Source organism: Enterobacter sp. CFEC122 (assembly GCF_052983755.1).
In genome coordinates this window covers 18,007-43,726 of record NZ_JBRIQR010000028.1, presented here as the reverse complement: position 1 = coordinate 43,726, position 25,720 = coordinate 18,007, and the positions used below count along the sequence as shown (strand labels likewise).

Sequence of the window (25,720 nt, the reverse complement as noted above, 5' to 3'; positions counted from 1 at the left end):
GTAAAAAAACCGGGATATCCCGGTTTTTAGTTTTGGAGAGTGTGTTTTTTGTCGGGTGGCGCTGACGCTTACCCGACCTACACGGTCCCGTAGGCCGGGTAAGGCGAAGCCGCCACCCGGCACAGCGGCTTAAGGTTTCGCCACAAACCCAATTGCTTCATACACCGCTTTCAGGGTTTCGGACGCGCGCGCGCTGGCTTTTTCCGCCCCCTCTTTCATCACTTTCTGCAGGAACGCTTCGTCGTTACGGTAGCGGTGATAACGCTCCTGCAGCTCGGTCAGCATGCCGGAAACGGCATCTGCCACTTCGCCTTTCAGGTGGCCGTACATCTTGCCTTCGAAGTGTTTTTCCAGCTCAGGGATGCTCTGGCCGGTGACGCCCGAGAGGATATCCAGCAGGTTGGAGACGCCCGCTTTGTTCTGCACGTCGTAGCGCACAACAGGCGGCTCGTCGGAGTCCGTGACCGCGCGCTTGAGCTTTTTGACAACCGATTTCGGATCTTCCAGCAGGCCGATAACGTTGTTGCGGTTATCGTCAGACTTGGACATCTTCTTGGTCGGCTCCAGCAGCGACATTACGCGTGCGCCGGACTTCGGAATAAATGGCTCTGGTACTTTAAACACATCGCCGTAGAGCGCGTTGAAGCGCTGGGCGATATCGCGGCTCAGCTCCAGGTGCTGCTTCTGGTCTTCGCCGACAGGAACCTGGTTAGTCTGGTACAGCAGGATGTCTGCCGCCATCAGCACCGGATAGTCAAACAGGCCGGCGTTGATGTTTTCAGAGTAGCGCGCGGATTTATCCTTGAACTGCGTCATGCGGCTCAGCTCGCCAAAATAGGTGTAGCAGTTCAGCGCCCAGCCCAGCTGCGCGTGCTCCGGCACGTGAGACTGAACGAAGATGGTGCTCTTCTCTGGATCGATGCCGCAGGCCAGATACAGCGCCAGGGTGTCCAGCGTGGCTTTGCGCAGCTTCTCAGGATCCTGACGGGCGGTAATCGCATGGAGATCGACGATGCAGTAAATGCAATGGTAGTCATCCTGCATGCTGACCCACTGACGTAACGCACCCATGTAGTTACCAATGGTTAATTCACCTGAAGGCTGTGCGCCACTAAAAACGATGGGCTTAGTCATTGTTCAATTCCTGATGTTCACTGTGCGAAAGCCCGAGTGCGGGCAACAAATCTTTGAAGTGGTCGAAAACGACGTCCGGCTCACTCAGCGTGATGGCTTCACCGTAGTTGTAGCCATAGGTTAACCCCACGGAAGGACACCCGGCCGCGCGGGCAGCCAGAATATCATTGCGGGAATCGCCGACAAAGAGCAGCTCCGCAGGCGTTAAGGATAATTTTCCTGCCACCAGCAGCAGCGGTTCCGGATGGGGCTTTTTGTTCTGCACGTCGTCGCCGCCCACAATCACGGAGAAATACTTCGCGATATTGAGCGCTTCCAGCAGCGGTGCGACAAACGGCGTGGGTTTGTTGGTCACCAGACCCAGCGGGATGCCCTTCGCGTGCAGCGCGCTCAGCGTTTCCTGAACGTCAGGGAACAGGAAGCTGCCCTCCTCGACGGTCTCTTCATAGAAACGATCGAACAGTTTGCGCAGAATACGCAGCTGCTCTTCCTGCGGGATGTCCGCGTGATCGACGCTCGGTTTACCCTGGGCGGAACGCTGCGACGCACGCTCCTGACGCGCCCACGTCAACGCGCGCGCCATCAGAACATCGGCGCCGTTGCCAATCCACGTGACGACGCGCTCTTCACCCGCAACGGGGAGTTCAAGTGCATACAGCGCCTGGTCGACGGCGCTCGTTAAGCCCGGCGCGCTGTCAACCAGCGTGCCGTCGAGGTCGAATGCCACACCCCGAATAGCCTGTAATTTATCCATGACTTACCTTCGCCAGCTCGCGGCGCATTTCATCAATGACTTTTTTATAATCCGGTTGGTCGAAAATGGCAGAACCAGCAACGAACATATCCGCGCCTGCCGCCGCAATTTCACCAATGTTATTCACTTTCACGCCGCCGTCTACTTCCAGACGAATGTCGTAGCCTGACTCGTCGATACGACGGCGGACTTCACGCAGCTTATCCAGCGTGTGAGGAATGAATGACTGGCCGCCAAAACCGGGGTTAACGGACATCAGCAGGATCACGTCCAGCTTATCCATGACATAGTCGAGATAGCTCAGCGGCGTGGCCGGGTTAAACACCAGACCCGCTTTACAGCCGTTCTCTTTGATCAGCTGCAGCGTGCGATCCACATGTTCAGAGGCTTCCGGATGGAAGGTGATGATGCTGGCACCCGCCGCGGCGAAGTCAGGCACGATGCGATCAACCGGTTTCACCATCAGGTGAACGTCGATCGGGGCGGTAATGCCATAGTTACGCAGCGCCTTGAGCACCATCGGACCGATGGTCAGGTTAGGAACGTAGTGGTTATCCATCACGTCGAAATGGACGACATCCGCGCCAGCCGCCAGTGCGTTGGCGGTATCTTCACCCAGGCGGGCAAAATCGGCCGACAGAATTGAGGGAGCAATCAAAAACTGTTTCATCCGCTTCTCCTTGAAATGTGTTTACCGGCGGGCAAAACGGCTCAGGGGCGATAAAGAGCCAGGAGTTCGTCCACCTTTTTACGTGTGCCGCCGTTGCTGCTAATGCTACGCCGCACCTTAACCTGAAAATGCTTCGCGGCTTTGTACCATTCGCGCGTATCAGGCGTGTCGTGATTCGAAATTAACACCGGAATTCTTTTGCTGACCAGCTTTTCCGCCATCTCCGCCAGACGCGCCTGCTCGGCAGGGCTGAAGCTGTTGGTGTGGTAGGCGGTGAAGTTCGCCGTCGCAGACAGCGGCGCGTATGGGGGGTCACAGTAAACCACCGAATTGACGCCTGCCAGTTCCATACACTCTTCATAGGAGAGGCAATGAAACTCCGCGTTCTGCGCTTTTTCAGCAAAGTGATAAAGCTCGTCCTGTGGGAAATACGGGCGCTTGTAGCGACCAAACGGCACGTTAAATTCCCCGCGCAGGTTATACCGGCACAGGCCGTTGTAACCATGACGATTAAGATAGAGGAACAGCAGGGCTCTGCGGAACGGATCCTGGCTCTGGTTAAACTCCGCGCGGAACTGGTAGTAAACGTCCGGATTATTGTTCTCGGGCGTAAACAGCTTGCGCGCCTCTGCGACATACTCATCGGTACGGAGCTTAACGATGTTATAGAGGCTGATAAGGTCGCTGTTGATATCCGCCAGGATATAACGAGAAAAATCGGTGTTGAGGAACACCGATCCCGCACCCACGAAAGGTTCGATAAGACACTCGCCTTCAGGCAGGTGCTTTTTAATATCATCGAGCAGGGGGTATTTCCCCCCTGCCCATTTCAGAAAAGCGCGATTTTTTTTCATGCTGACTAACTGATTACACCTTCTCCGGCTGTGGAGAAAGCTCCGACAGCATCCTGCGCTTTAAACATTACTTCAGATCGGCCTGAACCTGATGAATCGGCTTCGCCCATGGGTTCTTCGCCTGAACGTCAGCTGGCAGCGCCGCTACGGCACGTTTTGCTTCATCTTTTGACGAATAAACACCGCTCACCAGCACATACCACGGCTGACCGTTACGGGTCGTCTGATAAACAACATAGTTTTTCAGATTTGATTTCTTCGCCCAGCTGTTGAGGTTGTCGTAGTTAGACGAACTGCTCAGCTGCAGCGTGTAGTTGCTGGAAGGCGCAGACTTCAGCGAACCGACGTTACCTGCCGTTTTACCTGCCGCGCTGCTGGATGCGGTTGCCGTCGCGGCTGGTGCCGCTGTGGCAGCCGGTGCCGTGGTGGTCGCCGTGGCTTTCGGCGCAGTCTGCGTGACGGGCGCTTTAGCAGGCTCGCTCACCGCAGCCGTTTCCGTGCGTTTCGGCTGGGCCGGTACGGCTTTCACTTCAGGCGCTTTTACCACTGCCTGAGGTTTGGTTTCACGCTTAGGCTCAATCACTGCCTGCTTACGCTCAGGACGTGTTGTAGTCTGCGTCTGGTGCGGTTTGGTTTCCGTCGCGGCCGTTTGCGGCTGAGCGTTACCGCCGCGAATCGGGGCAACGGTTGCAGGTTCAGTTGGCAGCGTAGAGTTAACCACGACGTTATCAACCTGCTGCTGGTTCTGCGGCTGCGTCAGCGCATTGTTCAGGTCTCCCTGAACTTCCACACGCTGCTGACCTTCAGGCGCAACAGGTGCCTGCCCCTGAGCTGGGGTTGAAGAAACGGGCGGCAGAGAAACATCCTGCGGCGCTGTGGTGTTACCGGCGGTCTGCTCTGCGGAAGTAGCACCCGGCGCTGGCTGTGCGCCATTCGCCTGATTGGACGCATCGTTACCGGAAAGGTTGATGCTCTTCTCAGCGGAAGCCGTTTGCTCGGTTGAGTTCGTTGACGGTGCTTTAAGCGCGGAGCCAATGCCGACAATCAGCAGCACAAGCACCAGAACGCCAAGGCCCATCATAATGTACTGGCGGGACGCCGGTTTTGGCGCAGCGGCTTTTTTACGTTTACGCGGGCGACGCTCTACAGGCTGTTCGTCCATTGAATCTTCTTCGGACTCATAATCCTCTTCTGCTCGCTCTTCGTGCGCGTTGCGGCTGCGCGAAGGGCGACGATCGTCTGCATCCAGATCAACATCGTCAAAGTTGATCTGCGGCTCGTTATCACGTTCTGAAGATTGACGAGAACGACCAGTACGACGATCGCTGGGATCGGGTTTCAGCTCGTCTTCTGGTTTGAATTCATCCATTTAACACCCCACTCAAAGGCTTATGCCAACGACTTTGCATTTCACCTGAAGCTAAACGACCACCTGCGACAGTGGCCTGACCTTTCTAGTTGTTACGCCTGCTGACAGTCAGCGATAGCGCCAAGAACGACATCGTGCGGCACTCCGCCGCGCACTTCACTCTTCCCTATTGCAAGCGGGAGTACAAGACGCATCTCACCTGCCAATACTTTTTTATCGCGCATCATGTGGGGTAAATACGCTTGCGCCGACATCTCCTGCGGCCCGTTCACCGGCAAACCTGCACGCTCAAGCAGCGCAATGATACGTGCCGTCTCTTCCGGTTTGAACTGCCCAAGGCGTTCAGAGGTGCGGGCAGCCATCACCATGCCGGCCGCGACGGCTTCACCGTGCAGCCAGTTGCCGTAACCCATTTCGGCTTCAATCGCGTGACCAAACGTATGCCCAAGATTCAGTAAAGCACGTAAGCCCGTTTCACGCTCGTCTGCGGCAACAACTTCTGCTTTCAGCTCACAGCAACGACGAATGCAGTATGCCAGTTTTGCCTCATCGAGGCCCAGCAGCGCATCCATATTCTCTTCAAGCCAGCTAAAGAACTCGCCATCCAGAATAATGCCGTATTTGATCACTTCCGCCAGACCCGAAGCCAACTCGCGCTTCGGCAGGGTTTTCAGACAGTCGAGATCCACCACCACCGATGCGGGCTGATAGAACGCGCCAATCATGTTTTTGCCGAGCGGATGGTTCACTGCCGTTTTGCCACCCACAGAGGAGTCGACCTGGGACAGCAGCGTGGTAGGGATTTGAATAAAGCGGACACCACGCTGATAGCTTGCGGCCGCAAAGCCGGTCAGATCGCCCACAACACCGCCGCCCAGGGCAAGCAGTGTTGTATCGCGACCATGCGGTTTTTGCAGCAATGCGGTAAAGACGGTATCCAGTACCGTCAGGCTTTTATACTGCTCGCCATCGGGGAGAATCACACTGTCGACTTTTACGCCCGCCTGCTCAAGCAGGTGGCGTACGCGGTCGAGATAAAGCGGAGCCAGCGTCTCGTTGGTGACCAGCATCGCCTGATCACCCGCTTTCAGTGGTAAAAAGGAAGCTGGGTCGTTAAACAAACCAGCCGCGATGGTGATAGGGTAACTACGTTCCCCGAGAGTAACTGTAATCCTCTCCATGACGCGACATCCACCTTTAATGCTATTACCCGCAGGCGAGTGTATATAAAGCCAGAATCAGTTGCTTTCCAGCATATGAATAATCTGGTTTGCAACCACTTTAGCGCTCTGGTCGTCGGTACGAATGGTCACATCGGCAATCTCTTCATACAGCGGATTGCGTTCATCGGCCAACGCTTCCAGAACTTCGCGTGGTGGCGTTTCAACCTGCAGCAGCGGGCGCTTTTTATCGCGCTGCGTACGTGCCAGCTGTTTCTCAATGGTCGTCTCAAGATAGACCACTACGCCACGGGCGGAGAGACGGTTGCGGGTTTCGCGAGATTTCACAGAGCCGCCGCCTGTTGCCAGAACGATGCCCTGTTTTTCCGTGAGTTCGTTGATCACTTTTTCTTCTCGGTCACGGAAACCTTCTTCGCCTTCTACGTCGAAAACCCAGCCCACATCAGCTCCGGTTCGTTTCTCAATCTCTTGATCAGAATCGTAAAATTCCATATTGAGTTGTTGAGCTAACTGACGCCCAATAGTGCTTTTGCCGGCACCCATAGGCCCAACCAGAAAGATATTGCGTTTCTCTGCCATTTTATCGGTACTACTAAGACTATTCGTTAATGGTAATCCCCGCTTCGCAGACACCCGGCGTAGCAGGACATGAACTGAAACCTCATATGCAATAGAGCGAGAGTCAGACTAAAAATTATCTCAATACTCCGGCTTGTTTGGCAACTGATTAAATCACCGCGCCGGGCGCATAAGGTAATAAGACGTAAGTCCAACTCAAATCGGTACTCCTTGTATGCTAATTCATGCCCCACGTCAAACATCTGCAACAAACTGAATGCAAAATCATTGCGGGGATCGTTACCCGTTAGCGAATACCGACCAGACGTGGTGTAATAAACACCACTAATTCACGCCGTTCGTTGTCTTTCCCGTCATGACGAAAAAGCGATCCAATCCAGGGGATGCTTCCCAGACCGGGTACGCTGTCACTGCCGGTTTTGTTCTTCTGGGAAAAAATTCCGCCCAACGCCAGCGTTTCTCCACTTTTTACCTCCACCTGGGTTTCTATCTCCTGCTTGTCGATAGCCAGCGTTTCGCCATCGGCCTGCTGCAGAACCTGTCCCGGCATATTTTCGCTGATGTGTAGTTTCAGGCGCACGCGTCCCCCCGGCAATACTACCGGTGTGACCTCCATTCCGAGTACCGCCTCTTTAAACTCAACGGAGGTGGCGCCGCTTTCCCCGCTTGAGACCTGATACGGAATTTCGCTGCCCTGCTTGATACTGGCCGGTTGCCCGTGCGAGGCCAGCAGCCGCGGGCTGGCGATGATATCGACCTGCTGTTTTTGCTCCAGCGCTGAAAGTTCCAGATCAAGCAACCTGCCGTTAATCCGACCGATATTAAACCTCACGTGGCTGGTGGCGCTGGCAACGGAAAGATCGCTGCCCAGCGTCGTGAGCTGTCCCACCTTGCCCGCGTCGGTAGCGTCGGCGAGATTCCACTTCACCCCCAGCTCGCGCAGGCTTTTTTCGTTGATGGTCACAATATGCGCCGCCAGTTCGACCTGCTCGACGGGAATATCCATCTCGGCGGCCCAGCGCTGCAGCGTATCCACCGCAGCCTGGTTATCCCGAATCAGCAGACGGTTAGTACGTTTGTCGACGGATAAACTCCCCTTTGGGCTCAGGAGTTTTTCCGCGGCTTTTTGCAGCTCCCCGGCATCCGCATAAGAAAAGGGAATGCCCTGAGTGACCAGCGGGGCATCAAGCTGTCGACGCGCCTGTTCCTGTTCTGAACGCTCCCGCTGCTCACGCTGCCAGGCCGCGGTATGCACATAAAAAATACCGCCCTCCTCGCGCAAGACGAGTCCGGCGCTGGAGACGATCGTCCGTAACGCCTGCCTCCAGGGAACGCGCGTCAGGTTAAGCGAAAGCGTACCGCTGACATCAGGCGATACCACCAGATTACGGTTCTCCTGTGCGACCAGGGCCTGTAACACCTGGACCACAGGCACGTCATCCACCACCAGCGTGACCGGTTTTGGCGCGGCGGCCCACAGCGGTTGGCTGAACGCCAGCAGCCACAGCATTATCCGTAAATTCATTTTTGTCCGTTCCTTCTCGTTGCCACGTCCATTTTCCCGGGTCACAGGTGTCACCCACATCAACCGCCAGCTCCGCTGCATTGACGGCGGTTATCCTCCAGCCTGACGGGAAGCGCTCATGCGTTTTCAGCCGGTACCAGCGCTTTTCCCCATCCTGTAAAATGCCGATAGTCTCCTGCCCTTCCACCATGCCGCGAAAGCGCCACTGCGCCAGCTCGCCAATGGCGCAAGGATCGTCCGGAGGACGAAACGGATCGCGCATACCGGTCAATAGCAGCACTGAGCAAACCAGCAAACATCGCGCGCTATTTCGCATGTTCCAGCTCCAGCTGCAGGCGTAACGCCCTACCTTGTGGCGCAATTGCGAAAGCGGCGATCTCCACATCCTGCTGTGCCAGCCGGGAAAAAAGTTCCGGAATGGCCTGCCACTCCGCATCCAGCGCCAGCTCCCCTCCATTCTGCAGCGGCTTCCAGTGAACCAGCGTCGTCTCATCGCCCTGAAAATTGAGCGGGGAGAACGGCGCCAGCTCCCGAGCCTTCGCAGAGTCCGGACGAAACGGCCCCTTTCTGACAACAGGCCATAACGATGCGTTAGTGCTTACATCCTCAATCAGCTGGCGTTGTTGTTCAGCACACTGCCTGTCTACCGGTCTGAGCAACGCCCCCCACGCGACCAGTCCTGCCAGGAGACTCCCCAGGCACCAGCAGAGTAGCCGATGCCAGGGACGGCTTTCGCACCAGCGTTCTAACAAGGTATTCACGCGTTACCCCTCGCTTTTGAGATGAAGCGTAAACATCCAGTGCCCCCGGCTATCCTGCCGAAGCTCGCCCGGCGTCCCGGGCGTAAAGCCCGCTATTTGGCCAAGCGCATCGCGCAGAGCAGAGAGGGCCGGCAGGGTGATGGCATAACCGGTCAAAATCAACGCAGGCGGCTGATAGCGCAGCTCTGTCAGCCAGACCTGTGGAGGAATGGCGCGGGAAAGGGAGGCCAGCACCGGTTGCCATGCGCGTCGTTGCCTGGTTTGCGCGGGTAGCTGCGCCTGTGCGGCCAGTTTTTGCCGGGCGACAAGCGCGTGCTGCACGGACTGCATTCCCGTCAGATCCGTTTGCAGCGCGCGCAGTTTCACGAACTGGTTCATCCGCAGACAAACAATGACTACGAACATCAACAGTACTGTGCCGATACACATTGCGCCCCAGAAGCGCAGGCATCGCGCGCGCCGCTGCTGTCGCCAGGGCAGAAAATTCAGGATGCTCATCCGGGCACCTCGCTCATGGCCAACGCCAGCGCGACGGTATAATCAGCCCCGCATTCCGGCAGCGGAGCATGGCAGCGTTCCAGGATTTCCCACGGATCACGTTGGCAATCAAACAGCGCGATGTCATCCGGACCAAGCGCCAGCAGCGCCGCCAGCTCGGCCACGTTTTCTGCTTCGGTAGTTAAGCGGCGTCCCCACTGGTGGCGCATCGCCCAGAGCCACTGCCGATCGTCCCGCCAGGCGACGCACTTCGCTGGCGCCACTGCGGGAAGAAGATTCGTCAGCGCGCTGGCATCCGGGGTAATGGTCACCAGCCGCAAACGCAGCGTTTTCGCCAGCGCCAGAAGGGTATCGACCTCGTTGTTTTGTGCGGCCGTCACGTGAAAGGTATTGCTGAAGGTATCCTGGGCGTAGTCGAAACAGAGGGTATCGGCAGACATCTCCAGTTCGCGGGCGAGCGCGCTACCCAGCCATGAGAGCTGCTCGCTGTCGCGCAGCGCAACGGTCGGGCGAGGAAGCGACCGCTGCAGAGTGCGTGCTGCCGGGAAAGAGAGGAACACCCGATGGGCGTGCGGCAGCGTTTTTCGCCAGTCGCGCAACGCATCGACCAGCTGTTCTGGCTGGCAAATTTTGCCGTCACGAATGATGCCTTCGCCCAGCGGGATTGCCCACCAGCGCCGCAGACGCCAGCCGGACTTATCCCGGTCCAGCGCCACGATCAGCACCCTATCCTGTTGAATATGAACGCCCGTTTGCCATGTTTTGAAGGCCATGCTTCACGATCTCCTTATCGCCCGTCGCCCTGACGGCTATATCAATGAATCAGGCTTGCCTTTATACTACCGCGCGATTGTTTAGAAACTGCCCAAGTGAAACCAAATGGGAAATCTCCGGTGAAGTTCGTAAAGTATTTATTCATCCTTGCAGTCTGTTGCATTCTGCTGGGAGCAGGCTCGATTTACGGTTTGTACAAATATATTGAGCCACAGCTACCTGATGTCGCCACGCTTCGCGATGTGCGTCTCCAGATCCCGATGCAGGTCTATAGCGCCGATGGCGAGCTCATGGCGCAGTATGGCGAGAAGCGTCGTATCCCGCTGACCTTAAACCAAATTCCACCCGTGATGGTGAAAGCCTTTATCGCCACGGAGGACAGCCGTTTTTACGAGCACCACGGTGTCGATCCGGTGGGGATTTTCCGTGCCGCGAGCATTGCGTTGTTCTCTGGTCACGCCTCTCAGGGGGCGAGTACCATTACGCAGCAGCTGGCGCGTAACTTCTTCCTCAGCCCTGAAAAGACGCTGACCCGTAAGATCAAAGAGGTGTTCCTGGCGATCCGTATTGAGCAGCTGCTGAGCAAAGATGAGATCCTTGAGCTGTACCTCAATAAAATCTACCTGGGCTACCGTGCCTATGGCGTGGGGGCGGCTGCGCAGGTGTACTTCGGTAAGCCTGTGGAGCAACTCACCTTAAGCGAAATGGCCACCATCGCCGGTCTGCCAAAAGCGCCGTCCACCTTTAACCCGCTCTACTCGCTCGATCGCGCCACCGCGCGTCGTAACGTCGTCCTGTCACGTATGCTGAGCGAAGGCTATATCAGCCAGAGCGAGTACGACCAGGCGCGCAACGACGTCATTGACGCTAACTACCACGCCCCGGAGATCGCCTTCTCTGCACCTTACCTGACCGAAATGGTTCGCCAGGAGATGGTGAACCGTTATGGCGACAAGGCCTATGAAGATGGCTATCGCGTGTACACCACCGTCACCCGTAAAGTGCAGCAGGCGGCGCAGGACGCGGTGCGCAACAACGTGATGGACTACGATATGCGTCACGGCTATCGCGGCCCGTCAAACGTGCTCTGGAAGGTGGGCGAAAGCGCGTGGGACAGCAAAAAAATCATCAGTACGCTGAGAGCACTGCCTACCTACGGGCCGCTCCTTCCTGCCGTGGTGACGCAGGCCGATCCTCAGGAAGCCGTTGCAACGCTCGCGGACGGTACGTCCGTCTCCCTGCGCATGGACGGTATCCGTTGGGCGCGTCCGTACCGCTCGGATACCCTGCAGGGCGCCACGCCGCGTAAAGTGACCGATGCGGTACAGACCGGGCAGCAAATCTGGGTGCGCAAGGTTGGCGAATCCTGGTGGCTGGCGCAGGTGCCGGACGTCAACTCGGCCCTGGTTTCTATCAATCCGCAGAACGGTGCTGTACTGGCCCTGGTCGGCGGGTTCGATTTCAACCAGAGTAAATTTAACCGCGCCACCCAGGCGCTGCGTCAGGTCGGTTCCAATATCAAACCGTTCCTCTACACGGCCGCGATGGATAAGGGGCTGACTCTCGCCAGCATCCTCAACGACGTGCCGATCTCCCGCTGGGATGCGGGGGCGGGTTCCGACTGGCAGCCGAAAAACTCCCCTGCGGAATATGCCGGCCCGATTCGTCTTCGTCAGGGTCTGGGACAGTCGAAAAACGTGGTGATGGTGCGTGCCATGCGCGCCATGGGCGTCGACTATGCCGCAGAGTATCTGCAGCGCTTCGGTTTCCAGGCGCAGAACATCGTTCGCACCGAGTCGCTGGCGTTAGGCTCAGCCTCCTTTACGCCGCTTCAGGTCGCGCGTGGATACTCGGTGATGGCCAACGGCGGCTTCCTGATTGACCCGTACTTCATCAGCAAGATCGAGAACGATCAGGGCGGCGTGCTGTTCGAGGCGAAGCCGAAAATTGCCTGCTCTGACTGCGATATTCCGGTCATTTATGGCAATACGCCGAAATCTGAAGTACTTGAAAACAAGGACATGGAAGACCCTGCCGTGTCGCAGGAGCAGCAGAGCGGCGTGGTGCCGCAGCCGCAGCTCGAGCAGGCGAACCAGGCGCTGGTGGCGCAGACCGGCGCGCAGGAATACGCCCCGCATGTGATCAACACGCCGCTGTCTTTCCTGATCAAAAGCGCGCTTAACACCAACATCTTCGGTGAGCCAGGCTGGCAGGGTACCGGCTGGCGCGCAGGACGCGATCTGCAGCGCCATGATATCGGCGGTAAAACGGGGACAACCAACAGCTCGAAAGACGCGTGGTTCTCCGGTTACGGTCCGGGCGTGGTGACCTCGGTCTGGATCGGCTTCGACGATCACCGCCGCGATTTAGGGCGTACCACGGCCTCCGGCGCGATTAAAGATCAGATTTCCGGCTATGAAGGCGGCGCGAAGAGCGCGCAGCCAGCCTGGGACGCCTACATGAAGGCCGTTCTTGAAGGCGTGCCGGAGCAGCCGCTGACGCCACCGCCTGGCGTGGTGACGGTCAATATCGACCGCAGCACGGGCCAGCTCGCCAACGGCGGTAATAGTCGCGAGGAGTATTTCATCGAGGGCACACAGCCAACCACACAGGCGGTGCATGAGGTGGGTACAGAGATTATCGATAACGGCGAAACGCACGAGCTGTTCTAAATGTAAAAATGCCCGGTAAAAACCGGGCAACACAGCGTAGGCCGGGTCAGGCGAAGCCGCCACCCGGCTTTTTTTATGGCCTACAGTCGCCCCTGCCCTTTCAACCACTCCCGTACCAGGAACAGCGCACTCACGTTGCGAGCCTCATTAAAGTCAGGGTCTTCCAGGAGGTCCATCAGGTGCGCCAGCGGCCAGCGAACCTGCGGCAGCGGCTCCGGCTCATCCCCTTCCAGCGATTCAGGATAGAGATCTTCCGCCACCACGATATTCATTTTGCTGGAAAAATAGGACGGCGCCATGCTCAGTTTTTTCAGGAATGAAAGCTCATTCGCCCCGAACCCCACCTCTTCTTTCAGCTCGCGGTTTGCCGCTTCAAAGACGGTTTCGCCCGGGTCGATCAGCCCTTTCGAGAACCCAAGCTCGTAAGATTCCGTTCCCACAGCGTATTCGCGGATCAAAATCAGATGATCGTCGACAATCGGCACAATCATCACCGCTTCGCGCGACGAGGGGCGCATACGTTCATAAACGCGACGCACACCGTTGCTGAACTCCAGATCCACACTTTCGACATTAAACAGGCGCGATTTGGCGACTGTTTCAACATTCAGAATGGTGGGTTTTTGTAGTGGTTTGCTCATCGTGATGGGTCTTAGCAGTGAGAACTGGCGTTATTGTGCGATACGCCGCACGGTTTCGGCAATGTCAATCGTTCTTTATTTACATTTATGCAACGTAGCAGGGATCAATCCTCAATTCAAAACAAATGTCAAGAGGTTGAAATGTTTCCAGGAATTTGCTGATATCGCGCCATAACAGGCTTTGCTATCATCACCGGTCACTGGGATGCGCTTCAGAATGCTCAAGTTCGACTCCATACTTGCCGATAGCCAGCCACAGACTCTCATTCAATGTAAAGGTGCTACTGACTACACCTGTAAGAAGATAAGTAAGATGGGGAAAGCATGAGCACCATTTTGATTGTTCTCGCTGCTATGCTGGCCGGCGCATTGGTTGCAGGGTGGTTGTACAGGCGCCGCATACAGCGCCGTTATCGCCTGCCTTTTTTAACTGCATTTGCGGGCGCGACCACGCGTAAACTCACGCAAGACGAGCGCGATGCGGTTGAAAACTATCTCGAAATCCTGAACCGTACTCAGCTCACGCCTGGGCCAACGGGTGCCACCGCAGCGCCCGTGGCGTTAAAGCTTAATGCGCAGAGTGATACCGTGCTCTGCGTGACGCGATCCATCACGCGCTACGGCATCACGACTGATGACCCCAACAAGTGGCGCTATTACCTTGATTCCGTCGAAGTGCATCTCCCTCCGTCCTGGGAGCAATACATTAATGACGAAAACAGCGTTGAGCTGATTCACACCGATTCATTGCCTCTGGTTATCTCGCTTAACGGCCACACGCTGAATGAATATCTTCAGGAAGCCCCGCGTTTTGCGCTGGAGCGCGCCAGTTCGACGCAGGCTTCTATTCGTGGCGAAGAGACAGAGCAGATTGAACTGCTGAACATTCGTCAGGAGACGCATGAAGAGTACGCCCTGAGCCGCCCGGACGGCATTCGTGAAGCCCTGCTGATCGTCGCCGCCTTCCTGCTCTTTTTTTTCTGCCTGCTGACGCCGGATGTGTTTGTCCCCTGGCTGGCGGGCGGTGCGGTGCTGCTGCTGGCGGGCGGGCTTTGGGGGCTCTTTGCTCCGCCGGCCAAAACCTCGTTGCGCGAGATCCACTGCCTGCGCGGGACGCCAAAGCGCTGGGGTCTGTTCGGTGAAAACGATCAGGAACACCTCAACAATATCTCGCTCGGGATTATTGACCTGATTTACCCGCGCCACTGGCAACCGTGGATCGCGCAGGATTTAGGCCAGAAAACCGATATTGATATCTACCTTGACCGCCACGTTGTGCGTCAGGGGCGCTTCTTATCCCTGCATGATGAAGTGAAAAATTTCCCGCTTCAGCACTGGCTTCGCAGCACGGTCATTGCCGGGGGCGCGGCGCTGGTCTTAGTCATGCTGCTGCTTTTCGTGCCGCTGGATATGCCCATCAAATTCACACTGTCGTGGATCAAAGGGGCGCAAACCATTGAAGCGACCAGCGTCAACAAGCTGGATGAAGCCGGTGTACGCGTGGGAGACACGCTGCGCCTGAAGGGAACCGGGATGTGTAATATTCACACGCCGGGGGCATGGAACACGCGTCAGAACTCGCCATTTATGCCGTTCGATTGCTCACAAATTATCTGGAACGACGCACCGCCGCTGCCGCTGCCGGAATCCGAAGTGGTGAATAAAGCCACGGCGCTTACCCAGACGGTTAACCGCCAGCTGCACCCGAAACCGGACGATGATTCACGCGTCAGCCCTGCGCTGCGTTCGGCCATTCAAAAATCAGGCATGGTTCTGCTGGATGATTTTGGTGACATCGTTCTGAAAACGCAGGATCTCTGTTCTTCGCAGGATGAGTGCATACGTCTTAAAAATGCCCTGGTCAACCTCGGGAACAGTAAAGATTGGGACTCGCTGGTAAAGCGCGCCGAAGCGGGACGACTGGATGGCGTCAACGTGCTGCTGCGTCCGGTGAGTGCTGAATCGCTGGATAACCTGGTCGCCACCTCCACATCACCGTTTATGATGCGCGAAACCACCCGGGCGGCTCAGGCGCTGAACAGCCCGGCACCGGGCGGCTTTGTGATTGCAAGCGATGAAGGCAGCGACCTGGTCGATCAGCCTTACCCGCAGGTGGCGCTTTATGACTACCCGGCGCAGGAGCAGTGGAGCCAGTTCCAGCGCCTGGCGCAGATGCTGATGCAAACGCCGTTCAGCGCAGAAGGGATTGTCACGAGTGTTTATACCGACGCCAACGGCACTCGCCATATCGGCCTGCACCGGATGCCGGATAGCGCAGGTTTATGGCGCTACATCGGCACCTCTCTGCTGATGACCGCGATGCTGATCGCCATTTTCTGGAACGGCTTTATGGCCCTGCGACGCTACCAGCGCTCGCGCACCCGGCTTGCAGAGATCCAGCAATATTATGAAAATTGCCTCAATCCTAAGCTGATCCCCTCCTCTGAGAGCCTGATCTGATAACGTCGTTGCGCGACAAGATGTGCTACCCTGTCGCGCACGATTCTTCTGGCTGGAGTTCCCCCCTATGCATCTTGATATCGACTGGCAGCAGGTCGACACCGTTCTGCTGGATATGGACGGCACGCTGCTCGATCTCGCCTTTGATAACTATTTCTGGCAAACGCTGGTGCCGGAAACCTATGGCGAGCAGCAGGGAATCTCTCCGGCAGAAGCGCAGGCATTCATTCGTTCGCAATATAGCGCCGTGCAACATACGCTAAACTGGTACTGTCTGGACTACTGGAGCGAGCGCCTCGGTCTGGATATTTGTGCCATGACCACCGCCCAGGGTCCACGCGCCGTGCTGCGCGAGGATACGGTTCCGTTCCTGGATGCGCTGAAAGCAAGCGGCAAACGCCGTATTTTGCTGACCAATGCGCATCCCCATAACCTGGCCGTGAAGCTGGAGCATACGGGTCTGGCATCACACCTTGATTTATTACTTTCCACCCACACATTTGGTTATCCGAAAGAGGATCAGCGGTTGTGGCATGCGGTGAAGGAAGAGACGGGCTTGCAGCCGGAACGTACGCTGTTCATTGACGACAGCGAGCCCATTCTGGATTCCGCGGCAAGGTTTGGCATTCGCTATTGTCTGGGCGTCACCAATCCTGACTCTGGCCTGGCTGAAAAAAGCTATCTGCGCCACCCGGGACTGAACGACTACCGCCAGATGATCCCCTCACTGACCGTGAAGGAGAGGCCATGAAAGATAAACCCTCTGACGGGGTAAGACTGGATAAATGGCTGTGGGCGGCGCGTTTTTATAAAACGCGCGCCCTTGCCCGCGAGATGATTGACGGCGGAAAGGTGCATTACAACGGCCAGCGCAGCAAACCAAGCAAGCTGGTTGAGCTGAATGCCACCTTAACGCTGCGTCAGGGCAACGATGAACGTACGGTAGTGATTAAAGCCATTACCGAACAACGACGGCCCGCCCCGGAAGCCGTCCTGCTTTATGAAGAGACGGCGGAAAGCATTGAAAAGCGCGAGAAGACCGCGCTGGCGCGCAAAATGAATGCGCTGACCATGCCCCACCCGGACCGGCGACCGGATAAAAAAGAGCGCCGCGATCTGATGAAATTTAAACACGGTGAGAGCGAGTAACCCTCACCCGCACGAGAGATGAAAATGGCCCAACACGACCAATTACACCGCTATCTGTTTGAACAATTCGCCGTGCGCGGCGAGCTGGTCACCGTATCCGAAACCTGGAAACAGATTCTGGAAAACCACAACTACCCGCTGCCGGTGAAGACCCTGTTGGGCGAACTGCTGGTTGCCACCAGCCTGCTGACCGCAACGCTGAAGTTTGCCGGCGATATCACCGTGCAGCTGCAGGGTGACGGCCCAATGTCGCTGGCGGTAATCAACGGCAATAACCAGCAGCAGATGCGCGGCGTGGCGCGCGTTCAGGGCGACGTGCCTGAAAATGCTGACCTCAAAACGCTGGTAGGTAATGGCTACCTGGTGATCACCATCTCCCCGGAGGAAGGTGAACGCTATCAGGGCGTGGTCGGTCTGGAAGGCGATACTCTCGCAGCCTGCCTGGAAGATTACTTCATGCGTTCTGAACAGCTGCCGACGCGTCTCTTCATCCGCACCGGTGAAGTGGACGGTCAGCCTGCTGCTGGCGGCATGCTGCTGCAGGTTCTGCCTGCGCAGGACGCGCAGACCAATGATTTCGAGCACCTGGCGACGCTGACCGAAACCATCAAGGCGGAAGAGCTGTTCAACCTGTCGGCGACCGACGTGCTGTGGCGTCTGTACCACGAAGAAGAAGTGACCGTCTACGACCCGCAGTCCGTGGAGTTTAAGTGCACCTGCTCCCGCGAGCGCTGCGCTGGCGCACTGAAAACCCTGCCGGATGAAGAGATCGACAGCATCATGGCGGAAGACGGCGAAATTGATATGCACTGTGACTACTGCGGTACGCACTATGTGTTCAATTCGATGGATATCGCTGAGATCCGCAACAACGCCTCCCCGGCGGATCCGCAGGTTCACTAAACTTCTTTCCCCTCACCCTCTTCCGTTTGGGAAGAGGGCTGGGTTGAGGGGTAAAAAACACCCCCCAAGCTGAATCGTTTTCCCAATGTAACTCTTACGTAATTTTCTTACGTGTATGCGATTACATTCACATTCTTTCCGATAAAATCACCAGCCTTTAACCTTTTCGGAACATTTTCCCCAACAAAAAAGCGATTCCTGCGATAATCCGCCTGCGCTGTGACTGGAGTCGCAGCGTTTTCCGTTAGTAAGGGTTTTGTCCAGATGCGTGAATCTATGAGCCCCGTCGCGGTAAACAACCTCAGAAAAACCCTACAATTTCAGGCAGTACATATTGGCTAAGGAGCAGTGATATGCGTGTTACTGGTTTAACCCCGCAAGATCTCAAGGCTTATGGTATTCACGACGTCCAGGAAGTCGTCTACAACCCCGACTACGATACGCTGTATCAGGAAGAGCTCAATCCAGCACTGGAAGGATACGAGCGCGGTGTGTTGACGAACCTTGGTGCTATCGCCGTCGATACCGGTATTTTTACCGGTCGTTCGCCGAAAGATAAGTATATCGTCCGAGACGAAACCACCCGCGATACGCTGTGGTGGGCTGACAAGGGCAAAGGGAAGAACGACAACAAACCGCTCTCTCCGGAAACCTGGCAGCACCTGAAAGGGCTCGTCACCCATCAACTTTCCGGCAAGCGTTTGTTTATTGTCGACGCTTTCTGCGGCGCTAACGCCGACACCCGTCTCTCCGTACGTTTTATCACCGAAGTGGCCTGGCAGGCGCATTTCGTGAAAAACATGTTTATTCGTCCAACCGACGAAGAGCTGCAGGACTTCACCCCTGATTTCATCGTGATGAACGGCGCGAAATGCACCAACCCACAGTGGAAAGAGCAAGGTCTGAACTCCGAAAACTTTGTTGCCTTCAACCTGACCGAGCGTATCCAGCTGATCGGCGGTACCTGGTACGGCGGCGAAATGAAGAAAGGGATGTTCTCGGTCATGAACTACCTGCTGCCGCTGCGGGGCATCGCCTCCATGCACTGCTCGGCTAACGTCGGTGAAAAAGGCGACGTGGCGGTCTTCTTCGGCCTGTCCGGCACCGGGAAAACCACCCTGTCTACCGATCCAAAACGTCGTCTGATTGGTGATGACGAACACGGCTGGGATGACGACGGCGTATTCAACTTTGAAGGCGGCTGCTACGCGAAGACCATTCGCCTGTCTGAAGAGGCCGAGCCGGATATCTTCCACGCGATCCGTCGCGATGCGCTGCTGGAAAACGTCACCGTGCGTGCCGACGGCTCCATCGACTTCGACGATGCGTCGAAAACGGAAAACACCCGCGTCTCTTACCCCATCTACCACATCGACAATATCGTGAAGCCGGTGTCAAAAGCGGGTCATGCCACGAAGGTTATTTTCCTGACGGCGGATGCGTTTGGCGTGCTGCCGCCGGTGTCTCGCCTGACGGCCAGCCAGACGCAGTACCACTTCCTCTCCGGTTTCACCGCCAAGCTGGCGGGTACCGAGCGCGGCGTGACGGAGCCAACCCCAACCTTCTCCGCCTGTTTCGGCGCAGCCTTCCTGTCGCTGCACCCGACGCAGTACGCTGAAGTGCTGGTGAAACGCATGCAGGCATCCGGCGCGCAGGCATACCTGGTGAACACCGGCTGGAACGGTACCGGCAAACGTATTTCCATCAAAGATACCCGCGCCATTATCGACGCTATTCTGGATGGTTCTCTGGACGACGCCGAAACCTTCACGCTGCCGATGTTTGACCTGGCGATCCCAACGTCGCTGCCGGGTGTGGATACGCATATCCTCGACCCGCGCAATACGTACGGTTCGCCTGAACAGTGGCGCGAGAAAGCGGAATCGCTGGCGAAGCTGTTTATCGAGAACTTCGAGAAGTATACCGATACCCCGGCGGGTGCTGCGCTGGTGAGCGCGGGTCCAAAACTGTAGTCCATGTCGGGTGGCGGCTTCGCCTTACCCGACCTGCAAAAAAGGGTGGCTCGTGCCACCCTTTTTTCAACTCTCTTTCACCTGCCCCCGCGTGACCGGAACCGGCAACCAGGCGCGAATGCTCAATCCACCCCGCTCGCTGGTACCAATCTCCAGCAACCCGTTATGGTTATCCACAATACGCTGCACAATCGCCAGGCCTAAGCCCGTACCGCTGGTGCTGCGCGCGCTGTCGCCGCGCACAAACGGCTGAAACAGATGCTTACGCTGCTCGGGCTTGATGCCCGGACCGTCGTCTTCCACCTGGAACCAGGCGCGGTTGAGTTCAGACCCGCTGCTGACTTTGATCCAGCCGTTACCGTAGCGCGCCGCGTTGACCACCATGTTCGCCACCGCGCGCTTAATGGAGAGCGGGTGCATACGAACCTGAATTTCACCGGCCTGAAGGTCAGTATCAATTTCACGCTCGTAGCCGCTTTCTGCCGCCACCACTTCACCCAGCACCGCGTTCAGGTCCGCCATTTCCATCGGCATCTCCTGGCCGGTGCGCAGGTAGTCGATGAACTGCTCGATGATGGCGTTGCACTCTTCGATGTCCTTGTTGATGGACTCGGCAAGGTAACCGTCCTCTTCCCCCATCATCTCCGTCGCCAGACGAATACGCGTCAGGGGGGTGCGCAGGTCATGGCTCACCCCCGCCATCAGCAGCGTACGGTCATCCGCCAGCTGCTTCACGCCTGCCGCCATATGGTTAAACGCACGCGTCACCGAGCGGACTTCCGAGGCGCCATACTCGCGCAGCGGAGGAGGAATAATGCCTTTACCGACCTGCAGCGCAGCGTGCTCCAGGTCGACCAGCGGTCGGTTTTGTATTCGGATAAACAGCCAGGCTCCGCCTATCGCCAGCAGCATAATCGCCAGGGTATAGCGGAACAGCGGCGAGAAATCGCCCTGATGGATTTCGGTCAGCGGGACGCGCACCCAGATGTTGGGTGACAGCCAGGTTTTCAGCCAGACAACGGGCGAGCTTTTGTTGACCTCGACGCGCACTTCCGTCGGGCCACCCAGCTGCTGCGCCATCTGCTGGCTGAGGAATTCATAGTGCTGCGCCCAGCGCAGACCCGCGTCTTCCGCCGCTTCATTCGAATAGAGCGAGATGCCCAGTTCACGGTAGATTTCACGACGAAACGCCGGGGGAACAACCAGCTGCGTGCCGTCCTCCAGCTGCAGCTTATCGGTCATCAGCATACGCACTTCGTAGGCCAGGACCTTATTAAACTGCTGGAGGCTCGGCAGGATCGCAAAGTTCAGCACCACCAGGTAGGTCGTCACCAGGCTGACGAACAGCAGGGTGACGATCAGTAACAGGGTGCGGGCAAACGAGCTTCGCGGCGAGAAGCGCATTCGCCTCATGCTTTAGAGCCGTCCGGAACGAACACGTAGCCCAGACCCCATACGGTCTGAATATAACGAGGATGCGCCGGATCTTCTTCCACCATGCGGCGCAGACGGGAGATCTGCACGTCGATGGAGCGTTCCATTGCGGAGTATTCGCGACCGCGCGCCAGGTTCATCAGCTTGTCGCGGGAGAGCGGCTCACGCGGGTGGCTAACCAGCGCTTTCAGCACCGCGAACTCGCCGCTGGTGAGCGGCATTGGCTCGTCTTCACGGAACATTTCGCGCGTGCCGAGGTTCAGCTTGAACTTGCCGAAGGCAATAACGGCTTCTTCCTGCGACGGTGCGCCCGGCAGCTCGTTCGCCTGACGGCGCAGCACGGCGCGAATGCGCGCCAGCAGTTCACGCGGGTTAAACGGTTTTGGAATGTAGTCGTCGGCGCCGATTTCGAGGCCCACGATACGGTCAACTTCTTCGCCCTTCGCCGTTACCATAATGATCGGCATCGGGTTGCTCTGGCTGCGCAGACGGCGGCAGATAGAGAGCCCGTCTTCGCCTGGCAGCATCAGGTCGAGAACCATCAGATGGAAAGATTCACGGGTCAACAGACGATCCATTTGCTCAGCGTTCGCGACGCTGCGAACCTGGAAGCCCTGCTCGGTCAGATAACGCTCCAGCAGCGCACGCAGGCGCATGTCGTCATCCACGACCAGAATTTTATAGTTTTCTTGCATTGTGTGTACTCCCAAAGGTTCGGATAGTCTTTGTAACAGCGTATTCTAAAAAAGTGCACGTATTCGACCAGTTAATTCTGGTATAAATTCTAGTCGAAATTGTTACAAAGCATATTTAACAGCAGCTTATCTTTTCATTTCACCACATAAATTATTATTAATCCTGTCTGTTACACTGTGTGGTACGTATTGTGCGCAAAACAGAGAACCGGCAGCAAAGGCAGCACCATGAAAACGCCCCTGATCACCCGCGAAGGGTACGAGAAGCTCAAAAAAGAGATGGATTTCCTCTGGCGCGAAGAGCGTCCTGAGGTGACCAAAAAGGTGACCTGGGCCGCGAGCCTGGGCGATCGCAGCGAAAACGCTGACTACCAGTACAACAAGAAGCGGCTGCGCGAAATTGACCGCCGTGTACGCTATCTGACGAAGTGCCTTGAGAACCTGAAAATCGTCGATTACTCCCCGCAGCAGGAGGGCAAAGTCTTTTTCGGCGCGTGGGTGGAGATTGAAAACGACGACGGTGACACCCTGCGTTTTCGCATCGTCGGCTACGATGAAATTTTTGGTCGTAAGGATTACATCTCCATCGACTCCCCGATGGCCCGCGCGCTGCTGAAAAAGGAAGTGGGCGATCTGGCCGTCGTGCAAACCCCAGCCGGTGAAGCCAGCTGGTACGTTAATGAGATCGTCTACGTAAAATAGTCCGAGAGCGCCCTCCCCGGCTGGCATTTTGCCGTGTCAGCCCGTATAACTATCCCCTGATTTTTTCGACTCAACAGATGATAAAGCCATGATGAAAGATTCGCTCTGCCGCATTATTGCGGGTGAACTTCAGGCCAGAGCCGAACAGGTAGAAGCTGCCGTTCGCCTGCTTGATGAAGGGAACACCGTGCCGTTTATTGCACGCTATCGTAAGGAAGTCACCGGCGGTCTGGACGACACGCAGCTGCGTAACCTGGAGACCCGTCTGGGCTATCTGCGCGAGCTGGAAGAACGTCGTCAGGCGATCCTCAAATCTATCGGCGAACAGGGCAAGCTGACCAGCGAGCTGGAAAGCGCCATTAACGGCACCCTGAGCAAAACCGAACTCGAAGACCTCTATCTGCCGTACAAGCCGAAGCGCCGCACGCGCGGACAGATTGCAATTGAAGCGGGTCTTGAGCCGCTGGCCGACCTGTTGTGGAACGAGCCGTCCCACGATCCGGATACCGAAGCGGCGAAATTCATCGACGCCGACAAAGGCGTAGCGGACACCAAGGCCGCCCTCGACGGCGCACGCTACATTCTGATGGAGCGCTTCGCTGAAGATGCCGCCCTCCTCGCTAAAGTGCGTGATTATCTGTGGAAGAACGCCCACATCGTCTCTACCGTCGTCGCGGGTAAAGAGGAAGAAGGCGCGAAATTCCGCGACTACTTCAATCACCACGAACCGATTTCCACCACCCCTTCTCACCGCGCGCTGGCAATGTTCCGCGGCCGCAACGAAGGCGTGCTGCAGCTCTCCCTGAACGCCGACCCGCAGTTTGACGAGCCGCCGAAAGAGAGCCACTGCGAGCAGATCATCATCGACCATCTCGGCCTGCGCCTGAACAACGCCCCGGCTGACAGCTGGCGCAAAGGCGTGGTGAGCTGGACCTGGCGCATCAAGGTGCTGATGCACCTCGAAACCGAGCTGATGGGCACCGTGCGCGAACGCGCCGAAGATGAAGCCATCAACGTCTTCGCCCGCAACCTGCACGACCTGCTGATGGCCGCCCCTGCTGGCCTGCGCGCGACCATGGGTCTCGATCCGGGTCTGCGTACCGGTGTAAAAGTCGCTGTCGTTGACGGCACCGGCAAGCTGGTCGCCACCGACACCATCTATCCGCATACCGGCCAGGCAGCGAAAGCGGCCGTCGTGGTGGCGGCGCTGTGCGAAAAATACAACGTCGAACTTGTCGCCATCGGCAACGGTACGGCGTCCCGCGAAACCGAACGTTTCTATCTCGACGTGCAGAAGCAGTTCCCGAAAGTGACGGCGCAGAAAGTGATCGTCAGCGAGGCCGGGGCGTCCGTCTATTCTGCGTCCGAGCTGGCGGCCCAGGAGTTCCCGGACCTGGACGTTTCCCTGCGCGGTGCGGTCTCGATCGCTCGCCGCCTGCAGGATCCGCTGGCGGAACTGGTGAAGATCGATCCGAAATCGATCGGCGTGGGCCAGTATCAGCACGACGTGAGCCAGACTCAGCTGGCGCGCAAGCTGGATGCGGTGGTGGAAGACTGCGTAAACGCCGTTGGCGTTGACCTGAACACCGCCTCCGTCCCTCTGCTGACCCGCGTAGCGGGCTTAACCCGCATGATGGCGCAGAACATCGTCGCCTGGCGCGATGAGAACGGCCAGTTCCAGAACCGTCAGCAGCTGCTGAAGGTAAGCCGTCTGGGGCCAAAAGCGTTTGAGCAGTGCGCGGGCTTCCTGCGCATCAACCACGGCGATAACCCGCTCGATGCCTCCACCGTTCACCCGGAAGCGTACCCGGTGGTGGAACGCATCCTGGCCGCCACCCAGCAGGCGCTGAAAGATCTCATGGGCGACAGCAGCGCCCTGCGCAACCTGAAAGCCGTTGATTTCACTGACGACAAATTTGGTGTGCCAACCGTTACCGACATTATTAAAGAGCTGGAAAAACCGGGCCGCGATCCGCGTCCTGAGTTCAAAACGGCGACCTTTGCTGACGGTATCGAGACCATGAACGACCTGCTGCCAGGGATGGTGCTGGAAGGTGCGGTGACCAACGTCACCAACTTTGGCGCGTTTGTGGATATCGGCGTGCATCAGGATGGCCTGGTCCATATCTCATCCCTTGCCGACAAGTTCGTTGAAGACCCGCACACCGTGGTCAAAGCGGGCGACATCGTGAAGGTCAAAGTGCTGGAAGTGGATCTGCAGCGCAAGCGTATCGCCCTGACCATGCGTCTGGACGAGCAGCCGGGTGACACCAGCGCGCGCCGCGGCGGCAACGGCGGGGGCCGCGAGCAGCAGCGTCCGGCCGCGAAAGCGGCAAAACCGCGTGGACGTGACGCCCAGCCTGCAGGCAACAGCGCGATGATGGATGCGCTGGCGGCCGCGATGGGTAAAAAACGCTAAGGTTGTACATGCCCGGTGGCGCTACGCTTACCGGGCCTACGGTTTTGTAGGCCGGGCAAACGCAGTGCCGCCCGGCAAGCAGGCCGCAGGGAATTAAAATAAATAGCGTGTAGCCATATTTAAACCACGAATTATCACCCCGTTAACAAATACCTCTCTTTTCGTTTTCCCGGCATTTCAGCAAATATTGAGCAAGGTCAAACAGGCCGTAAATTAATACCGTAAACAACATTCCGTCACAGTTTTAATATTGCTGATAAAAACTATTCTCATTATCATCGCATAGTAGATAATTTAACCTTTCGTGGAATCAGGCGTTATGCAATTCACTCCAGACAGTGCATGGAAGATTACCGGTTTTACCCGCGAAATTAGCCCGGCCTATCGGCAAAAGCTGCTGTCGCTTGGCATGCTGCCCGGCTCGTCATTCCAGGTCGTACGCGTGGCGCCGTTAGGGGATCCGGTTCATATCGAAACCCGACGCGTGAATCTGGTCCTGCGTAAAAAAGACCTCGCGTTAATAGAAGTCGAAGCCTTATCCCGATAACAAGCCAGCGGTTTCAGTGAGTCCAG

At 57.0% G+C, this 25,720-nt stretch carries 24 protein-coding genes; 9 read left to right on the top strand and 15 right to left on the bottom strand.

Annotated elements, in window-relative coordinates; genetic code table 11:
* Positions 1-129: 129 nt before the first annotated feature.
* From trpS to pilM, 12 genes are all read right to left on the bottom strand, one after another.
* A complete protein-coding gene (gene trpS, locus ACVCAM_RS18285) occupies positions 130-1,134 on the bottom strand; it encodes a tryptophan--tRNA ligase (protein ID WP_023298773.1) in 1,005 nt (334 codons plus the stop codon).
* Positions 1,127-1,888: a phosphoglycolate phosphatase gene (gph, locus tag ACVCAM_RS18280; RefSeq protein WP_023326223.1), complete on the bottom strand. Its 762-nt coding sequence runs from the start codon at positions 1,886-1,888 to the stop codon at positions 1,127-1,129. The genes trpS and gph overlap by 8 nt, the downstream gene beginning before the upstream one ends.
* Positions 1,881-2,558 (bottom strand): ribulose-phosphate 3-epimerase, encoded by a 678-nt coding sequence (gene rpe / locus ACVCAM_RS18275; RefSeq protein ID WP_008503032.1) that lies wholly within the window; start codon positions 2,556-2,558, stop codon positions 1,881-1,883. The genes gph and rpe overlap by 8 nt, the downstream gene beginning before the upstream one ends.
* A gap of 41 nt (positions 2,559-2,599) precedes the next feature.
* Complete coding sequence (gene dam / locus ACVCAM_RS18270; RefSeq protein ID WP_008503033.1) at positions 2,600-3,412, bottom strand: adenine-specific DNA-methyltransferase; 813 nt, start codon at positions 3,410-3,412, stop codon at positions 2,600-2,602.
* A 67-nt stretch (positions 3,413-3,479) separates the two neighbouring features.
* Positions 3,480-4,781 (bottom strand): cell division protein DamX, encoded by a 1,302-nt coding sequence (gene damX / locus ACVCAM_RS18265; protein WP_023294719.1) that lies wholly within the window; start codon positions 4,779-4,781, stop codon positions 3,480-3,482.
* 92 nt (positions 4,782-4,873) lie between these two features.
* Positions 4,874-5,962, bottom strand: a complete 1,089-nt coding sequence (gene aroB / locus ACVCAM_RS18260; protein ID WP_023326225.1) for a 3-dehydroquinate synthase — start codon at positions 5,960-5,962, stop codon at positions 4,874-4,876.
* Between the two features lie 57 nt (positions 5,963-6,019).
* On the bottom strand, positions 6,020-6,541 hold the full coding sequence (gene aroK / locus ACVCAM_RS18255; RefSeq protein ID WP_003861630.1) for a shikimate kinase AroK: 522 nt from the start codon (positions 6,539-6,541) through the stop codon (positions 6,020-6,022).
* Positions 6,542-6,827: 286 nt separating this feature from the next.
* Positions 6,828-8,066, bottom strand: a complete 1,239-nt coding sequence (hofQ, locus tag ACVCAM_RS18250) for a DNA uptake porin HofQ (protein WP_025910313.1) — start codon at positions 8,064-8,066, stop codon at positions 6,828-6,830.
* Entirely contained in the window at positions 7,978-8,382 is a 405-nt protein-coding gene (locus ACVCAM_RS18245; RefSeq protein ID WP_025910311.1) for a HofP DNA utilization family protein, read from the bottom strand. The genes hofQ and ACVCAM_RS18245 overlap by 89 nt, the downstream gene beginning before the upstream one ends.
* Positions 8,372-8,827: a HofO family protein gene (locus ACVCAM_RS18240; protein ID WP_025910309.1), complete on the bottom strand. Its 456-nt coding sequence runs from the start codon at positions 8,825-8,827 to the stop codon at positions 8,372-8,374. The genes ACVCAM_RS18245 and ACVCAM_RS18240 overlap by 11 nt, the downstream gene beginning before the upstream one ends.
* Before the next feature lie 3 nt (positions 8,828-8,830).
* A complete protein-coding gene (locus tag ACVCAM_RS18235; protein ID WP_407223723.1) occupies positions 8,831-9,325 on the bottom strand; it encodes a PilN domain-containing protein in 495 nt (164 codons plus the stop codon).
* Positions 9,322-10,098, bottom strand: coding sequence for a pilus assembly protein PilM (gene pilM / locus ACVCAM_RS18230; protein WP_025910305.1), 777 nt, complete (start codon positions 10,096-10,098; stop codon positions 9,322-9,324). Before pilM ends, ACVCAM_RS18235 begins: the two co-directional genes overlap by 4 nt.
* A 120-nt stretch (positions 10,099-10,218) precedes the next feature.
* Between pilM and mrcA the strand changes: the two genes are divergently transcribed.
* On the top strand, positions 10,219-12,771 hold the full coding sequence (gene mrcA / locus ACVCAM_RS18225; RefSeq protein WP_447093640.1) for a peptidoglycan glycosyltransferase/peptidoglycan DD-transpeptidase MrcA: 2,553 nt from the start codon (positions 10,219-10,221) through the stop codon (positions 12,769-12,771).
* Between the two features lie 80 nt (positions 12,772-12,851).
* Here the strand turns inward: mrcA and nudE are convergent, their stop codons facing one another.
* Positions 12,852-13,412, bottom strand: a complete 561-nt coding sequence (nudE, locus tag ACVCAM_RS18220; protein ID WP_008503041.1) for an ADP compounds hydrolase NudE — start codon at positions 13,410-13,412, stop codon at positions 12,852-12,854.
* Between the two features lie 324 nt (positions 13,413-13,736).
* On the opposite strand from nudE, the gene ACVCAM_RS18215 reads away from it, so the two are divergent.
* The 5 genes from ACVCAM_RS18215 (at position 13,737) to pckA (ending at position 19,897) form a co-directional block, all read left to right on the top strand.
* A complete protein-coding gene (locus tag ACVCAM_RS18215; protein WP_008503042.1) occupies positions 13,737-15,872 on the top strand; it encodes an intracellular growth attenuator family protein in 2,136 nt (711 codons plus the stop codon).
* 67 nt (positions 15,873-15,939) lie between these two features.
* The gene (yrfG, locus tag ACVCAM_RS18210) at positions 15,940-16,623 is read left to right on the top strand and encodes a GMP/IMP nucleotidase (protein ID WP_008503043.1); all 684 of its coding nucleotides are present in this window, start codon (positions 15,940-15,942) and stop codon (positions 16,621-16,623) included.
* Positions 16,620-17,021, top strand: a complete 402-nt coding sequence (gene hslR / locus ACVCAM_RS18205; protein ID WP_025910302.1) for a ribosome-associated heat shock protein Hsp15 — start codon at positions 16,620-16,622, stop codon at positions 17,019-17,021. The genes yrfG and hslR overlap by 4 nt, the downstream gene beginning before the upstream one ends.
* Positions 17,022-17,039: 18 nt before the next feature.
* Complete coding sequence (hslO, locus tag ACVCAM_RS18200; RefSeq protein ID WP_161958630.1) at positions 17,040-17,924, top strand: Hsp33 family molecular chaperone HslO; 885 nt, start codon at positions 17,040-17,042, stop codon at positions 17,922-17,924.
* Between the two features lie 353 nt (positions 17,925-18,277).
* Positions 18,278-19,897 carry a phosphoenolpyruvate carboxykinase (ATP) gene (gene pckA, locus ACVCAM_RS18195; protein ID WP_021242192.1) on the top strand — a complete coding sequence of 540 codons (1,620 nt, stop codon included), beginning with the start codon at positions 18,278-18,280 and terminating at the stop codon, positions 19,895-19,897.
* Between the two features lie 66 nt (positions 19,898-19,963).
* Here pckA and envZ read toward each other — a convergent pair whose 3' ends face one another.
* Both envZ and ompR read right to left on the bottom strand, forming a co-directional pair.
* Positions 19,964-21,310 (bottom strand): two-component system sensor histidine kinase EnvZ, encoded by a 1,347-nt coding sequence (envZ, locus tag ACVCAM_RS18190; RefSeq protein WP_008503047.1) that lies wholly within the window; start codon positions 21,308-21,310, stop codon positions 19,964-19,966.
* Entirely contained in the window at positions 21,307-22,026 is a 720-nt protein-coding gene (ompR, locus tag ACVCAM_RS18185; RefSeq protein WP_001157751.1) for an osmolarity response regulator transcription factor OmpR, read from the bottom strand. The genes envZ and ompR overlap by 4 nt, the downstream gene beginning before the upstream one ends.
* 228 nt (positions 22,027-22,254) lie before the next feature.
* Between ompR and greB the strand changes: the two genes are divergently transcribed.
* From greB to feoA, 3 genes are all read left to right on the top strand, one after another.
* Positions 22,255-22,728 (top strand): transcription elongation factor GreB, encoded by a 474-nt coding sequence (greB, locus tag ACVCAM_RS18180; RefSeq protein ID WP_008503048.1) that lies wholly within the window; start codon positions 22,255-22,257, stop codon positions 22,726-22,728.
* An 88-nt stretch (positions 22,729-22,816) separates the two neighbouring features.
* Positions 22,817-25,147: a Tex family protein gene (locus ACVCAM_RS18175; protein WP_447093639.1), complete on the top strand. Its 2,331-nt coding sequence runs from the start codon at positions 22,817-22,819 to the stop codon at positions 25,145-25,147.
* 319 nt (positions 25,148-25,466) lie between these two features.
* Positions 25,467-25,694 carry a ferrous iron transporter A gene (gene feoA / locus ACVCAM_RS18170; protein WP_008503050.1) on the top strand — a complete coding sequence of 76 codons (228 nt, stop codon included), beginning with the start codon at positions 25,467-25,469 and terminating at the stop codon, positions 25,692-25,694.
* Positions 25,695-25,720 lie beyond the last annotated feature (26 nt).

What these genes read in the sequence shown, in the direction of transcription:
- ompR (WP_001157751.1), bottom strand. Translation starts at nt 22,026, where the DNA reads ATGCAAGAAAACTATAAAATTCTGGTCGTGGATGACGACATGCGCCTG.
- nudE (WP_008503041.1), bottom strand. Translation starts at nt 13,412, where the DNA reads ATGAGCAAACCACTACAAAAACCCACCATTCTGAATGTTGAAACAGTC.
- hofQ (WP_025910313.1), bottom strand. Translation starts at nt 8,066, where the DNA reads ATGAATTTACGGATAATGCTGTGGCTGCTGGCGTTCAGCCAACCGCTG.
- ACVCAM_RS18175 (WP_447093639.1), top strand. Translation starts at nt 22,817, where the DNA reads ATGATGAAAGATTCGCTCTGCCGCATTATTGCGGGTGAACTTCAGGCC.
- dam (WP_008503033.1), bottom strand. Translation starts at nt 3,412, where the DNA reads ATGAAAAAAAATCGCGCTTTTCTGAAATGGGCAGGGGGGAAATACCCC.
- hslR (WP_025910302.1), top strand. Translation starts at nt 16,620, where the DNA reads ATGAAAGATAAACCCTCTGACGGGGTAAGACTGGATAAATGGCTGTGG.
- ACVCAM_RS18245 (WP_025910311.1), bottom strand. Translation starts at nt 8,382, where the DNA reads ATGCGAAATAGCGCGCGATGTTTGCTGGTTTGCTCAGTGCTGCTATTG.
- trpS (WP_023298773.1), bottom strand. Translation starts at nt 1,134, where the DNA reads ATGACTAAGCCCATCGTTTTTAGTGGCGCACAGCCTTCAGGTGAATTA.
- envZ (WP_008503047.1), bottom strand. Translation starts at nt 21,310, where the DNA reads ATGAGGCGAATGCGCTTCTCGCCGCGAAGCTCGTTTGCCCGCACCCTG.
- yrfG (WP_008503043.1), top strand. Translation starts at nt 15,940, where the DNA reads ATGCATCTTGATATCGACTGGCAGCAGGTCGACACCGTTCTGCTGGAT.
- damX (WP_023294719.1), bottom strand. Translation starts at nt 4,781, where the DNA reads ATGGATGAATTCAAACCAGAAGACGAGCTGAAACCCGATCCCAGCGAT.
- aroB (WP_023326225.1), bottom strand. Translation starts at nt 5,962, where the DNA reads ATGGAGAGGATTACAGTTACTCTCGGGGAACGTAGTTACCCTATCACC.
- pilM (WP_025910305.1), bottom strand. Translation starts at nt 10,098, where the DNA reads ATGGCCTTCAAAACATGGCAAACGGGCGTTCATATTCAACAGGATAGG.
- pckA (WP_021242192.1), top strand. Translation starts at nt 18,278, where the DNA reads ATGCGTGTTACTGGTTTAACCCCGCAAGATCTCAAGGCTTATGGTATT.
- ACVCAM_RS18235 (WP_407223723.1), bottom strand. Translation starts at nt 9,325, where the DNA reads ATGAGCATCCTGAATTTTCTGCCCTGGCGACAGCAGCGGCGCGCGCGA.
- rpe (WP_008503032.1), bottom strand. Translation starts at nt 2,558, where the DNA reads ATGAAACAGTTTTTGATTGCTCCCTCAATTCTGTCGGCCGATTTTGCC.
- aroK (WP_003861630.1), bottom strand. Translation starts at nt 6,541, where the DNA reads ATGGCAGAGAAACGCAATATCTTTCTGGTTGGGCCTATGGGTGCCGGC.
- gph (WP_023326223.1), bottom strand. Translation starts at nt 1,888, where the DNA reads ATGGATAAATTACAGGCTATTCGGGGTGTGGCATTCGACCTCGACGGC.
- feoA (WP_008503050.1), top strand. Translation starts at nt 25,467, where the DNA reads ATGCAATTCACTCCAGACAGTGCATGGAAGATTACCGGTTTTACCCGC.
- hslO (WP_161958630.1), top strand. Translation starts at nt 17,040, where the DNA reads ATGAAAATGGCCCAACACGACCAATTACACCGCTATCTGTTTGAACAA.
- greB (WP_008503048.1), top strand. Translation starts at nt 22,255, where the DNA reads ATGAAAACGCCCCTGATCACCCGCGAAGGGTACGAGAAGCTCAAAAAA.
- ACVCAM_RS18215 (WP_008503042.1), top strand. Translation starts at nt 13,737, where the DNA reads ATGAGCACCATTTTGATTGTTCTCGCTGCTATGCTGGCCGGCGCATTG.